Consider the following 14200-nt stretch of genomic DNA (forward strand, 5'->3'; position numbering starts at 1 on the left):
TGCAAAGTGGGGAATAAAATGAGAGCGTATATTTTGATTTTACTAGTATCTTTGTTATTAATACTTTTATCAGCTTGTTCTGTAAATGAAGAAGAAAAACAGAATTATTCAGGCATTATTGGTGAAAGAAATGTTTTGGGTTATGGTTATATCGTAACAAAAGAACAAAACACATATACATGGGAGATTATTTACAAAGAAGATAGATCTGTAATCAATGAAGGTAAGCATAATATAGATACTTTGGACAATTTTAGAATGGCTGTTAATGAAACTGAATCAACATTAGTAACATTAACTATTTCATTAGCATACATTCTAATTCTTGCTATAACGACACTGATTATATTTAAGAAAAATAGAAAGATATTAAAACAAGCGGTCCCAGTTTTAGTTTTAATGGCCCTTATTACAATATATATTTCGTCAGATGCATTTTTTGAATTAACTACAGCCTTTAAAGATGTAAAATACTATTACATAATACTAACTAATTAAGTACATTAAAAAAACAAAAATAATCTATTGACCTTCACGCAACGTAAATGTGTAAAGTAAAGTTATCAAGGAGGTTAACAAGATGGAATATACAATCCAAAAGCTTGCAGAGATCGCGGGAGTGAGTACGAGAACATTACGGTATTATGATGAGCTTGGTATTCTTAAGCCGGCTAGAATCAACTCATCAGGATACAGAATTTATGGACAATATGAAGTCAATCTTATGCAACAAATTCTCTTCTACCGTGAGCTAGGTTTGCAGCTAAATCAAATAAAAGACATCATAACGAATCCTTCCTTTGACTTTTCTAGAGCGTTAAAGGAGCATAGAGAACGTCTCCTTGATAAACGTAGCCAATTAGATCAACTAATTGAAAACGTGGAAAAAACCATTGCACAAAGTGAAGGGAGAATAACCATGACTGATAAAGAAAAATTTGAAGGCTTTAAGAGAAAAGCTTTAAATGGAAATGAAGAAAAATACGGAAAAGAAATCCGTCAAAAATATGGTGAAGAAACCATCAATAAATCCAATGAAAACTTCATGAATATGCCACAAGAAAAGTATGAAGAATCAGTTAAGATTGAAAGTGAAATGATGGAAACATTAAGTGAAGCAATGAAAACGGGAGATCCTGCAGGGGTATTAGGACAAAGAGCAGCTGAGTTGCATAAACAGTGGTTAACGTTTTACTGGCCAGCTTATAGTAAAGAAGCACATGCAGGTGTTACACAAATGTATGTGGAAGATGAAAGGTTTACTGTTTATTATGATAAAAAGCAACAAGGAACAGCCCAGTTTTTAAGAGATGCTGTTGCTATATACACTGGTATAAAAGAATAAGAACAATATCGTTTTGAAAAAAACAGCTAAAACAGTTCAGTACAAAAATGTGCTGAGCTGTTTTGTTTCGACTTGAAACTTTTTCACTGGTGTAACGTAAATAACTGTAGAAGGTTTTCATTTGGAGGTTATTACTTTGAAGGAACATGTTGAAAAGATAAAAGCAACATTAACTGAGTTAAGAAAAATTGATAACAAAAAAATAAATACAGTGCTTGTTTTAAATAAATGTGAAAGAGTTATCGATAAGTTAGGAAAGTTAGCAAATGAATGTCGAGAATGTGAGCAGCAATTAGTAGAGTTTGAGAAGCATTATACCCACATCTTGGAGAAGAACAACCAGCTCCAAGAATCTGATTACAAGCATCATAAAAAGCTCATTCGTGCAGCTTACTCCCATCTTCAAAAAAAACATAAGCTTTTGCCAGAGGGATATTATCTTAGTTTATTTATATCAGTAGGAATGAGTATCGGTGTCATGTTTGGATTAACGATATTTGATAATATCGCCCTAGGCTTACCGATTGGAATGTGTATGGGGATAGCCATTGGATCCGGCTTGGATGCAGATGCGAAGAAAAATGGGAAAACGATTTAATTATTAATAAATAATTGGTAGTGATGAAACGCTATTTTTGTATTAGCTGTTGCAGGAAAACCTCCTACTATTATAGAAAGTAACACATACTTAATTATTTAGGAGGTTACAATTATGGTGCTGCAGCGAGTAAGTTTGTTAACAATCGGGGCTTATGATTTACCTTTGCTTCGTTCTTTTTACCAAAAATTAGGCTGGGAAGAAACAGAATTTAGTTCAGATAACTATGCAGCATTTAAAACAGCAGGCGTGATGCTTTCGATTTTTCCTATTAAGGAGTTATCGAAAGATGCAGGTGTAGAAATCGCTCATCATCCAGAACAGTTCCGTGGTGTTACGTTTGCCATCAATGTTGATTCTTTAGAAGAAGTTGATGCGACCATCGAAGAAGTTCGATCTGTTGGTGGGAAAATTCTAAGAAAACCAAGTGATGCCTTTTGGGGAGGAAGAACAGCCTATTTTGCAGATCCTGAAAATAATCTGTGGGAAGTTGCTTGGAATCCATCAGCTGTTTTTGATGAAAGTGGTGCGATGGTTTCTTATTAAAATAGCTGTGAATATACTTAGGTGCTTTTGATAACGATATTGAATTAAGGAGGGGTGAATTTGAGTATTAATTTTGAAGTAAAAAAAACAACGGATGTATCTATACAAAAAGCTTACAAAGGTTTGCTTGATCTTGACGCTGCTAAGAATTGGATGCAAGGATTAGTGAAAATAACTCGCTTAGATGATGGTCCTATTCAAGTGAAAAGTGAGTGGAAGGAAACAAGGAAAATGTATGGCAAGGAAGCTTCTGAATACTTTGAAGTAGTTGAACTTCATGAACCTAATAAAATTGTGCTTCGCTGTGATGGAACAAAAGGTACAACAGGCAAAGGCGAATATTTGTATACATATTTACTTACTTCGGTAGAAGATAAAACAGAGATTACATTAAATGGTGAGATCCATGGACTTACTGGTATAACTAAATTGTTTGGTAAAATGATGGCAGGGATGTTTAAGAAGGCGTGTGCGAAAGATTTGGATGCGTTAATTGAGTATTTGGAGAAATGAAGGATATCGTTTAGCTGACGGATGAAATACTTTCGGATTTATCTATCAGAATATATATAATGAATCTTTTTAGGGTGTGCTAAGTGGTATACCCTTTTGTGCATAATCAAATGAATATGTAAAAGAAGAAATATAAATAAGAACTTTCTGATAAAGATCGAGTGACAATTGCACTCGATCTATTTTGATTTTTTTCTAAATAGGTATAGATTAATTTTACATAATATTGTAAAATTCTATTTAGATATATTTCTAAATACTGAAAAGGAGCTGTTATCGTGGGGTTTCCGGAAACATTTAAAGCACTCTCTGACCCCATACGACGAGAAATTTTAGTTATGTTGAAAGATGGGAAGATGTCAGCAGGGCAAATAGCAAAGCAATTTGATATGACTGGTGCGACTATTTCGTACCATTTGTCACAATTAAAAAAAGCTGGATTGATTTACGAAACGAAATATAAGAACTTTATCTATTACGAAATAAATGTGACTGTATTTGAAGAAGTTATGTTATGGTTTTCACAGTTTGGAGGGAAGGGAATTGACAAGTAAAATTGATAGGACGTTAATGACGACTACATTAGTTTGTTTGCTACCTATAATACTCTCGTTTGTACTATATAATGACTTACCTAAACAAATAGCCATTCATTGGGATTATGCTGGGAATCCAGATAATTTCGCCCCAAAATCAATAGCAGTGTGGGGATTACCACTATTTTTGGCAGGAATGAATATATTTACGCATATTGTCATAAATGGCGATCCTAAGAAAGCAAATGCATCTTCTGTTTTAAAACAGTTCGGAAAATGGATGATTCCACTTCTGTCAGTCATTATAGTGCCAATTATTTTGTTTAAAGCTCTTGGTTATCCTATTCAAATTGAAGTGATTGCTCCTGTGCTAGTCGGGATCATGATCATAATCATTGGAAATTATTTACCGAAATGCAAGCAGAATTATACGATCGGGATTAAATTACCATGGACGCTGAATAGTCACGATAATTGGAATAAAACACATCATTTGTCAGGGTATTTGTGGATCATTGGTGGATTATGTATTGCTGCGGGAGGTTTTCTAAATGGGTACTGGTTACCGATAACTCTTATAACAACAGCCATTCTAGTTGTCGTACCGTTTATGTATTCGTATTTCCTATATAAACAGGGGATATAAGGAAGCGAAAAATGAGGGAGTGATCCATCTTGAATGTAATCGAAATGAAACAACTAACGAAAATGTATAAAAAAGGTCGTGGAATTGAGAATATTTCTTTTTCAATTAAAGAGGGTGAGATCTTTGGTTTTATTGGTCCTAATGGGGCTGGGAAAAGTACGACAATTCGTACATTACTAAACTATATCCACCCGACTAGCGGAAGTGCAACAGTTTTCGGAAAAGATATTGTGAAGAATTCCAAAGAAATTAGACAACGTGTAGGCTATCTTCCATCTGAAGTCCATTATTATGATGATATGAAAGCACTTGATTTACTTTTGTACTCTGCGAAATTTCATCAATATAAACAAATAAATCGAATTAATGAGCTTGCAGAGAAGCTTCAATTAGATCTAACGAAAAAGATTGAAGATTTATCTTTTGGTAATCGAAAGAAAGTAGGAATTGTTCAAACGCTTCTTCATGAACCGAAGCTACTAATCTTGGATGAACCAACAGGTGGATTAGATCCTTTAATGCAAAATATATTCTTTGATTTGTTGAACGAAGAAAGAGAAAAAGGTGCAACAATTTTCTTTTCGTCACACATTTTAAGCGAAGTACAAAAGATGTGTGATCGTGTTGCGATTATAAAAGACGGTCAGCTTGTAAAGGTTGAACGTATTGAAACATTAACAAAAAACAACTTAAAGAAAGTAAATGTCAAGTTGGAAGATGGCAAGTTGTTTCATTCAACGTTAGAAGGGATCATCAATCTTGAGCATAATGGAGACAATAGTTCGTTTTTATATAGTGGTAGAATGAAGGACTTGCTGCAGCATATTCATACCATGGACATTTCCGATATTTCAATAGAAGAGCCTTCATTAGAAGAAGTGTTCATGCATTTTTATGAATAGAAGGGAGCGAGAAGATGTTTATTTATCAACGTGAACTAAAGAAAAATGTCAAGTCACTCATAATTTGGAGTATTATTTTGAGTGGTCTCATTCTTATGACACTTAGTGTGTACCCCCAGTTTACAAAAGATCAACAGATGTTGAATGATTTGCTGAGTGCATATCCAGATTCATTTAAAGAAGCATTTGGAATGAACCGGCTTGATATTGGCACATTATTAGGTTTCTATGGCATGCAAATACATTTCATGACAACATTACTTGGAAGTATATATACGGTTATGCTAGCATCTAACATCATTGTTAAAGAAGAAAATGAAAAAACAATTGAATTCTTATTATCTAAGCCCATTTCAAGGTTCCGTGTAATTGGAGAAAAACTACTTGCTGTCTTCACAAATGTTCTTCTATTAAATACTGTTATTGTTGCAACAAGCTTTATCGGCTTTCAATTTGCAGACGAACAAGTCTCCCTTAATACTTTTAATATTATCATTATCTCCACATTACTACTACACATGACATTTGGTGCTGTGGCTTTTCTATTATCGGCTGTGATGAAGAAATCACGCACAGTAACAGCGGTTTCGTTAGGAATTGTATTCATCTCGTATTTATTCAGTGTTATATCCGGTATCTCAGAAGAATTAGAAGTGTTAAAATATGTTAGCTTATTCAAATATGTTGATGCAGCTGATTTGATTACAGAAAATGCAATCCAACCACTTTATATAGTGATTATGCTAGCAATAATATTGCTTGGATCACTGCTGACATTTGTTGTGTATCAAAAGAAGGATATTGCTTAATGTAGGAGAAGTGTAAGGCTAAGGAATCGTGCAAAACGTATAAAACTTAGGACAATGTCGTTCATTTTTTATTTATCATTAAATTGATCATCACCAATTCAAATGTAGCTTTGTCATACTTAGTTCTTTACGTCTGGATTTTTTTATACCAAAAATGATAAAATCGAACATTTTGAGTAATGATCGATTGAAAATGTATAGTCAAATATTAAAAAGCAAAGTATGTCTCGAAAAGAACATTGACTAAGATAATGTAATAATTAAATGGTATGAGTCCGGTAAATTACCGAACTCATACTAAAAGAATTGCTAAATCAATTTATGTCTTATTTTTTTGTTTAGTTCAGACCTATTCCACAAAAATCAAATAACACCTTGCTCGATCATGGCATCTGCTACTTTAACAAATCCAGCAATATTCGCTCCAACTACAAAATTACCTGGAGCTCCATATTCACGGGCTGCTTCTTTACTATTTTGATAGATGTTTTTCATAATGGCTTGTAATTTGCTATCAACTTCTTCAAATGTCCATGATAGTCTTGAGCTATTTTGAGACATTTCCAATGCTGAAACAGAAACTCCGCCTGCATTTGCCGCTTTAGCAGGGGCGAATAAAACGTTATTTTCTAAGAAAATCTCAACCGCCTCTAGTGTTGAAGGCATATTTGCTCCTTCGCCAACGGCTTTTACACCATTTGAAACTAACATCTCTGCTGAAGCCGAATCAATTTCATTTTGTGTTGCGCAAGGTAAAGCAATATCACAAGGAACGCTCCAAATGCCAAGACAATTTTCTGTATATATCGCTTCTGGATGATCTGTTACATAGGCACTTATTCGTTTCTTTTCCACTTCTTTAATACGCTTAACAGTTTCTAAATTGATCCCCTTTTTGTCATAAATATAGCCATTTGAATCACTGCATGCTACTACTTTAGCGCCTAGCTGAGCCGCTTTTTCCATTGCATAAATAGATACATTTCCTGAGCCTGAAACAACAACTGTTCTTCCTTTAAAGCTTAAATTTTGGTCTTGTAACATTTCTTCTACAAAATATACAGTTCCATATCCTGTTGCTTCTTTACGAGCTAAGCTTCCTCCATAACCAATGCCTTTTCCAGTTAAAACGCCAGCTTCATAGCCGCCACGCATTTTTTTATATTGGCCAAACAAATAGCCAATTTCTCTAGCGCCAACACCAATATCACCAGCAGGAACATCAGTATCAGGTCCGATATATTTACTAAGCTCTGTCATAAAGCTTTGACAAAAACGCATAATTTCTCGATCTGATTTTCCTTTAGGATCAAAATCTGCACCACCTTTACCTCCGCCAATTGGTTGACCAGTTAATGAGTTTTTAAAAATTTGTTCAAAGCCTAAAAACTTAATAATACTGGCATTTACAGAGGGGTGAAATCTTAATCCTCCTTTATATGGTCCTATTGCACTGTTATATTGAACACGAAATCCACGATTCACCTTTACATTACCTTCATCATCAACCCAAGGAACACGAAACGAGATCACTCTTTCAGGTTCAACGATTGTTTCAAGGATACCTTGCTTAATATAGTGAGGATTTTTAACAAGAACAGGTATCAAAGAATCAAATACTTCTTTAACTGCTTGATGGAACTCGTTTTCATTCGGATTGCGTTTTTTTACTTTTTCAAATACACGATTAACATAATGGTGAACACTTTCTGTATATAATTCTTCCTTGTTTTCAATTGTTTTCATATGCTTACACTCCCTAATTTTTATTTTTATATTTACAGAATTGTTATTATGGAATATTTTATAATTAAACAAACGATCGAATCAATATAAAGAAACGATAATATTAATGCGTTTTTTGCATTAATTAAATTGGAGGATAAGACATTGGATTTTAGACAAATTCGTTATTTTATGGAAGTTGCCATTCGTGAACATGTAACAGAAGCAGCAGATGCTTTACATGTTGCACAATCTTCTGTAAGCAGACAAATTGTTAATTTAGAAAGTGAACTTGGAGTCGATTTGTTCATAAGAGAAGGAAGAAGGGTTCATTTAACGCCTATAGGTAAAATATTTTATGAGCGGATGAAACACGCGATGAATGTGATGGATGATGCAAGACGTGAGGTTGAAGAATATTTAGATCCGGAAAAAGGGACAATCCGTATTGCGTTTCCAATTAGTTTAGCCGCTTATACTTTACCTACTGTGATTTATGCATTTAGATTGCGTTATCCAGAAGCAAAATTTCAGCTAAAACAAGCACTTTATCGTGACTTAATTGAAGGTGTTATTAAAGGAGATTTTAATCTTGCCTTGATGGGACCACTGCCTCTTGAAGAAAAGAAACTAAATCGTAAAGCACTATTTACTGAAAATATCGTTGCTCTTTTGCCAATTAATCATAAACTGGCAAAAAAATCATCAATAAAACTATTAGAGCTAATAGATGAACCTTTCGTTTTATTGCCAAAAGGCTTTGTATTTCGAGATATTGTTGTAAATGCATGTCAAAACCTTGGTTTCACCCCACATGTTGCTTTTGAGGGTGATGATATTGATGCGTTAAAGGGTCTTGTTTCAGCAGGCTTAGGCGTTACCCTCATGCCTGAAGTGACATTAGTCGATAGCTTGCCAAGATCAACAGTGAAGATACCAGTAGCAGAACCAAATGTTACAAGAACAGTAGGTGTTATTACACCTAAAGATCGAGTATTATTACCAACAGAGAAGTTGTTTTATCAGTTTTTACTCGAATTTTTTGCGAGATTAGATCATTTTAAGTATTGAGTGTTAGTAGGAGTTCTAAAAACTTAATAGTAATTTAAATGATTACATAAAGTTAAAATTTAGTATATATAAGTAATGTTGATTTCGTTTTATACAGCTTAAAATATGAAGCCAAAATTGAAATAGAAGGGAAGAGAAAAGTAGCTAAATCTAGTTTCTTTCCAAAGGAATGGAATCGTGTCGATGTGTTAAAAGCTATTGATGAAGCGTATCAAAGTAAAAAACAGATAGGGTCTAACAAGTATATAGGTGAAACTTCAGCAGGAATTAAAATTGAAATGTTCTTAAATAAGGACGGTTCAATAGCTACAGCTTATCTATTATATAATAAATAGCATAGAAGGTGATAAACAATATGAAATATTCATATGAATTTAGAAAAGATCCATTTGGCATCACAAGAATAATACTACCGGAAAAATTATCTATTTTCTCGGATGTTTTCGAGGATATTTCAACAAAAGAAGAAGCAGATGAGTATATAGGATACATTAAAAAGGTTTTAGAAGGAGAGTATGAAGACTTTGAAATCACGTTGAATGCTACAAGTATAAATATTAAGAAAAACGTTACAATAGCTGAGCATCATTACCGGGTTGATGAGCCTTTTGTAAGTCCTATAGAAACTGATGAATTTTTAAAGTTGATGTTAATATGGCAAGAAACAATAGCATAAATAATAGGAGTTTGAGAATGTTATAGGACGTAGTTACTTAAGCACTTGATTGCTTATTAGGCAACAAGTGCTTTTTTATAAGAAATGTAAAATTGAACAAAATTAAAATGGTGAGTATGAAAATCATAACTCATGATGGTTAAACCATCAAAACATTATGTTTTAATAATTTCTCTACTAGAGTAGTACGATAAATAGTCGAGATGACATTTTACATGTTAAGAGCATTTATGATACTGTCAAAAAAAAAAAAAAAAGGTTTGAAAAAGCTTGTTGCGATAAAGAAGATGTAAACGTTAAGGGTTACAAGTTTGGCAATAGGGAGACAAAAATTATGTTATATTTTTTTACTAAAGACGGTCGTATAAAACTCGCTATTCGTTGAAAAAAGCGGTACACAAACTAAAATTTAGTAAACGGGAAGCTGAAAAGTTGAACGTTGTTGGATATATACGAGTCTCACTCAAACTAGCTAGAGATGAAGGAATAAGCGGTGCCAAACTAATTAAAAAGTATTGGAAATAAACAACAGGGTGGGCTTACAGGAGATGTTGGCTCACCTTTCGTCTATCACATTGATTATGTGATGCTCAACACAAATAATTATTGCGGTCAGATATTGTAAAAGTACTGATTCAACGAGATTAGAAGAACTATGGCTTTAACATTAAAAGCATATAACATCCCTTTATCAATCTCTATTAGAAAGTACAAAATGATTTTTGGTGAATGACTTAATGGCGTATTATAAAAATACAAAATCTAGAAATAGTTAATTTCTAGAAGATACGATGTAAATATAATATAGGTTATTGTTAGGGGGAAAGAAATGGCTGAATCAATTGGGTTTGTCATAGGAACGATCATAGGAGTATTTGTTATAGGGTTTATAGGATTTAAGGTTATTCAGATTATTTATTTAGCCATTGGAGGGATTTTTAGGTTTATTAGATTTCAAACAATGACTCCTGAACAAAAGAAAGAAGCAGTCTATAAGCGGAAAAAATATAAACGAACTGCCTCAAGATCAGATACCGGTGGTGGTAATTGGTTCTGGTCATCTTCGGATTCAGGCTATGATGGTGGAGGAGATTCCGGAGGAGGAGATGGTGGTGGTGGTGGTGATTAATTACCTTATCTAATAATTACTATCAAAATTTAAGACTGTTATAACAATATATAATTTAAACTTTCACGCATTAAAAGGTTGTTAATAAACAATTCTAAGTGAGGAATATAGGAAAGACAATAATGAGATCAACAGGTGTTTTTAGATAAGCCGATTAATTTATTAGTAGATATAAAACGAGGCTGTTCATAAGTACAAATAAATGTACTTATGTAGAACAACCTCATTTTTAATAGTTAACCAACTCTGAAAATCAGGACTATGGCTAACGCTGATTTTATTACATCGTTTATCTCTATAAAATAGGCAACTTATCAGGATTCATAGTTATATAGATTTCGTTAATTTTGTTATCACAAATATAAAAACTAAGGATGCTTTGAAGTGTTCCATTCATATAAATGATGATTGCAGGTTGACCATTGACATTTTTAATTTCAAAATAAGAGTCTTCTGGAGCCTTTTTTAGGATACCGAATAATAATGCCAAGACGTTTGGAAGGGATACAATTGGACGAACAGCAGCATTAACTTTTCCTCCGCCATCGGAATATAGTGTGACATTTTCTGATATAAGTTCTAATAAAGCATCCATATTTTGCATTTGAAACGCTACTATAAAACGATTAATCATTGACTTATTCTTCTCATAGTTTAAACTTTCGCCTTCAACAAAGGAGATCTTTTGCTTAGCTCTGCTAAAAATCTTTCTACAGTTTTCATCTTTCTTTTCTATGATGTTAGCAATCTCTGAGTATGGGAAATCAAATACCTCTCTTAACAGGAGGACTGCTCGTTCATCTGGTGTCAAATGCTCCATCATTCGTAAATATGCAATACTTAATCCTTCATTTTGTATCATTTTTTCAGATGGATCAAAGGTATGCAATTTCTCTAGTAATAGTGGCTCAGGATTCCAAGGACCTACATATTGTTCTCGTTTGTACCGAGCTGACTTTAGTACATCAAGACAGCGGTTGGTCATCATTTTGCAAAGATACGCTTTTTTATTATCTATGTTTTGTTCATTTATTTCGAACGCTTTTAAAAAAGTTTCTTGCATAATATCTTCCGTTTCTATGACTGAACCTAACAGCCTATAACCTAATGAAAACAACAATGGCTTAAATTGTTTATAATCCTCATTACTAATTTGCACTATTTTTCCTCTTTTCATATAAAATAAGATCTTCTGCCGCATCTTTTCCGCTGCTAACAGCTCCATCTGCCAATATGGAGTTTGGAGAAGCCCAGTCTCCTGCAAGATATAATCCTGGAATTTTTGTTTTCAAACGGTTCAACCAACGTTCATCTCCACTTTGCGGTAAGCGTTGATTCACCGTAATGTTAGGCAGAAAACGTTTTGTGATTACATATTGCTGCCATCCTGGCTGCAGCTTATCTAAGAATTGTTCAAGCTCAGTTTTAACACTTGCTTCATCGATATGCTCACCTGGGTGATGATATTTAAATACATGAAGAACAGCACTTGTTGTATCATCAGAGAGGCGGGCATAATGTGAATGAACAGAATAATAGAGGGGCTCAGAAATGCCCATGGCGAATAATATCTTTGGATTAGGTAACTGTGTTAAAGCAATATCCAATGTTGCGCCTTTTACAGGTGTTATTTGGTCATATACGCTGTCTTGTTCATGATTACCTTCTTCAATTAACATTTCATTTAGTTCATGAGGGCCAGTTGTACAAATTACATACTTCCCGAGAATTTCTTCGTTAGTAGAGAGAATCAATTTAAATTGATCTTGTTCTATAGGTTTTATTTTTTTAACAAGAGTTTGTGATTGAACCTGAACACCTGAAACGATTGCTTTATTGTGAAGTTGGTCAACAATCATTTGCCAGCCACCATCTAAATAAAGTACGCCTCCCATAGCAATTTGCAGATTCGATACCACTAATTTTGCACTTACCAATTCAGGAGCATGACAATAGGTAGCAAGTCTTCCAAGTGTATATAGTAATGATTCAACTTTTTTAGATTGTGTTACGTCTTTAGCCCAATGTTGGAATGTTTGATTTGCTAATTTTTCCGGGTTTATCTTCATTATTTTCAGCAAAACTGAGATCCACTCTAAACGTTCTTTCCAATTCAAAAGCTTAGTCGTAAAAAGGTCTAAAGGTGAAAACGGAGCAGCATATTCGATATTGTTTTCAATTAAAATGCCACCTAATTTTGGGGATTTCCCATTAAGAGTAATACCTAATTCTTCGAGAATAGACTTTGCTATTCCTTTATTATTAAGGGCGTGAGGACCTAAATTTAAATACTGATTATTCATCTTGTTAGTTCTCGCTCTTCCACCAACACTTTTGCCTTTCTCTAATATTAATATAGATAAGTTTGTTCTACTTAAAAGATTAGCTGCCACATAACCTGCTAATCCACCACCAACAATGACAACATCCCATTTTTGAGTCATAAGATAACCTCCTATTTTGTTATTTCATAACTTAAGACGACAAAGGGTGGTTAGATGTGACATCGTTTTAAAAATTTATTAGAGATTAAATGAAAGTGAGAATAAGAACCATTTTATTCATAATTGTACGTTATAACTTTTATCATAGCTTTTGCTTTTTCAGTCATATCCTTCTATTTGTAATGGGATATAAATGCATTCATAAACTATTTCTATTTAAAATCATTTGATGCTGGATATATTTGCAACAACCAAGCCAAGAAGAAAGGGGTTGCACATAAAAAAATCATGTAGTATAATCAACTCAAAGTTAATATAGTACGGATTGTTACTGTTAAATCAGGCAAAACCGAGTCCTTGTTACACAGGGAGGGTTTTGTCTTTTTTTGACTCTTCGGGGGTGATTAAATGAAGATTGCAAAGATACTAAATAACAATGTCGTAATCTCAGAAAAAGACAAACAAGAAGTGATTGTCATGGGCCGTGGTATTGCTTTTAATAAACGTGCCGGTGATGATGTAAACGAAGAACAAGTAGAAAAAGTCTTTATTTTGGAAGGTGAGGACCTAACAAGTAAATTCAAAACATTAATTTCATATATACCTATTGAATATATGGAAACCTCTGAAAAAATAATCCAGTATGCTAAATTACAGCTTGGTAAGAAGCTTAACGATAGTATTTATATCTCTTTAACAGATCATATCCATTTTGCTATAGAGCGTCACAAAGATAACTTACCGATTAAAAATGCATTACTATGGGAAACAAAACATCTTTATAAAGAAGAGTTCGAAATCGGGCTAGAAGCATTAAATATGATTTGTGATCAATTTAATGTGATTTTACCCGAGGATGAAGCTGCATTTATTGCGCTCCATATTGTGAATGCTCAACTGAATGAAGATATGTCGAACATCATGGATATGACAAAGGTGATGCAAGATATTTTATCAATTGTTAAATATCATCTTAAAATGGAATTTGATGAAAATTCCTTAAACTATTATCGCTTTATCACTCATCTGAAATTCTTTGCACATCGATTAGTAAAAGGCACTCATTATAAAAATAACAATGAAGATGACTTGTTAAATGTGATTAAAGACAAGTATCCAAAAGCCTATCAATGTACAGAGAAAATCAAACGCTTTGTTGAAAAACAATATCGCTATGAATTAACAGAAGAAGAAATGCTCTACCTAACCATTCATATCCAAAGAGTTATAAAATAATTTAATCATTTATTAGGATTGTTA

General features: G+C 33.4%; 17 protein-coding genes. 14 read left to right on the plus strand and 3 right to left on the minus strand.

Annotated elements, in window-relative coordinates:
• Nucleotides 1-18: 18 nt before the first annotated feature.
• From FS935_RS19285 to FS935_RS19325, 9 genes are all read left to right on the plus strand, one after another.
• Nucleotides 19-498 (plus strand): hypothetical protein, encoded by a 480-nt coding sequence (locus FS935_RS19285; protein ID WP_146950283.1) that lies wholly within the window; start codon nt 19-21, stop codon nt 496-498.
• Nucleotides 499-580: 82 nt separating this feature from the next.
• A complete protein-coding gene (locus FS935_RS19290) occupies nt 581-1345 on the plus strand; it encodes a MerR family transcriptional regulator (protein ID WP_146950284.1) in 765 nt (254 codons plus the stop codon).
• A gap of 136 nt (nt 1346-1481) precedes the next feature.
• Nucleotides 1482-1943 carry a glycine zipper domain-containing protein gene (locus FS935_RS24025; RefSeq protein WP_240050967.1) on the plus strand — a complete coding sequence of 154 codons (462 nt, stop codon included), beginning with the start codon at nt 1482-1484 and terminating at the stop codon, nt 1941-1943.
• A 114-nt stretch (nt 1944-2057) separates the two neighbouring features.
• Nucleotides 2058-2489: a VOC family protein gene (locus tag FS935_RS19300; protein ID WP_146950285.1), complete on the plus strand. Its 432-nt coding sequence runs from the start codon at nt 2058-2060 to the stop codon at nt 2487-2489.
• A gap of 54 nt (nt 2490-2543) precedes the next feature.
• A complete protein-coding gene (locus tag FS935_RS19305) occupies nt 2544-3002 on the plus strand; it encodes an SRPBCC family protein (RefSeq protein ID WP_240050968.1) in 459 nt (152 codons plus the stop codon).
• Nucleotides 3003-3280: 278 nt separating this feature from the next.
• Nucleotides 3281-3556 carry an autorepressor SdpR family transcription factor gene (locus FS935_RS19310; RefSeq protein ID WP_168714494.1) on the plus strand — a complete coding sequence of 92 codons (276 nt, stop codon included), beginning with the start codon at nt 3281-3283 and terminating at the stop codon, nt 3554-3556.
• Nucleotides 3546-4184, plus strand: a complete 639-nt coding sequence (locus FS935_RS19315; protein WP_240050969.1) for an SdpI family protein — start codon at nt 3546-3548, stop codon at nt 4182-4184. The genes FS935_RS19310 and FS935_RS19315 overlap by 11 nt, the downstream gene beginning before the upstream one ends.
• Nucleotides 4185-4213: 29 nt before the next feature.
• On the plus strand, nt 4214-5086 hold the full coding sequence (locus tag FS935_RS19320) for an ABC transporter ATP-binding protein (RefSeq protein ID WP_146950288.1): 873 nt from the start codon (nt 4214-4216) through the stop codon (nt 5084-5086).
• A gap of 14 nt (nt 5087-5100) precedes the next feature.
• A complete protein-coding gene (locus FS935_RS19325) occupies nt 5101-5895 on the plus strand; it encodes a DUF2705 family protein (protein ID WP_146950289.1) in 795 nt (264 codons plus the stop codon).
• Between the two features lie 363 nt (nt 5896-6258).
• On the opposite strand, the gene gdhA is transcribed toward FS935_RS19325, so the two are convergent.
• Complete coding sequence (gene gdhA / locus FS935_RS19330) at nt 6259-7641, minus strand: NADP-specific glutamate dehydrogenase (RefSeq protein WP_146950290.1); 1383 nt, start codon at nt 7639-7641, stop codon at nt 6259-6261.
• Nucleotides 7642-7785: 144 nt separating this feature from the next.
• Between gdhA and gltC the strand changes: the two genes are divergently transcribed.
• From gltC to FS935_RS19350, 4 genes are all read left to right on the plus strand, one after another.
• Entirely contained in the window at nt 7786-8691 is a 906-nt protein-coding gene (gltC, locus tag FS935_RS19335) for a glutamate biosynthesis transcriptional regulator GltC (RefSeq protein WP_146950291.1), read from the plus strand.
• A gap of 116 nt (nt 8692-8807) precedes the next feature.
• A complete protein-coding gene (locus tag FS935_RS19340) occupies nt 8808-9026 on the plus strand; it encodes an EndoU domain-containing protein (protein ID WP_275669634.1) in 219 nt (72 codons plus the stop codon).
• Between the two features lie 20 nt (nt 9027-9046).
• On the plus strand, nt 9047-9367 hold the full coding sequence (locus FS935_RS19345) for a tRNA-Val4 (RefSeq protein WP_146950292.1): 321 nt from the start codon (nt 9047-9049) through the stop codon (nt 9365-9367).
• Between the two features lie 829 nt (nt 9368-10196).
• Nucleotides 10197-10496 carry a hypothetical protein gene (locus FS935_RS19350; protein WP_146950293.1) on the plus strand — a complete coding sequence of 100 codons (300 nt, stop codon included), beginning with the start codon at nt 10197-10199 and terminating at the stop codon, nt 10494-10496.
• 295 nt (nt 10497-10791) lie between these two features.
• Here the strand turns inward: FS935_RS19350 and FS935_RS19355 are convergent, their stop codons facing one another.
• Both FS935_RS19355 and FS935_RS19360 read right to left on the minus strand, forming a co-directional pair.
• Nucleotides 10792-11655: an RNA polymerase sigma-70 factor gene (locus FS935_RS19355; protein ID WP_146950337.1), complete on the minus strand. Its 864-nt coding sequence runs from the start codon at nt 11653-11655 to the stop codon at nt 10792-10794.
• Nucleotides 11645-12940 carry a phytoene desaturase family protein gene (locus FS935_RS19360; protein WP_146950294.1) on the minus strand — a complete coding sequence of 432 codons (1296 nt, stop codon included), beginning with the start codon at nt 12938-12940 and terminating at the stop codon, nt 11645-11647. Before FS935_RS19360 ends, FS935_RS19355 begins: the two co-directional genes overlap by 11 nt.
• 408 nt (nt 12941-13348) lie before the next feature.
• Between FS935_RS19360 and licT the strand changes: the two genes are divergently transcribed.
• Nucleotides 13349-14176, plus strand: coding sequence for a BglG family transcription antiterminator LicT (licT, locus tag FS935_RS19365; RefSeq protein ID WP_146950295.1), 828 nt, complete (start codon nt 13349-13351; stop codon nt 14174-14176).
• Nucleotides 14177-14200: the final 24 nt, after the last annotated feature.

Source organism: Metabacillus litoralis (genome assembly GCF_007994985.1).
In the GTDB taxonomy this organism is placed as follows: domain Bacteria; phylum Bacillota; class Bacilli; order Bacillales; family Bacillaceae; genus Metabacillus; species Metabacillus litoralis.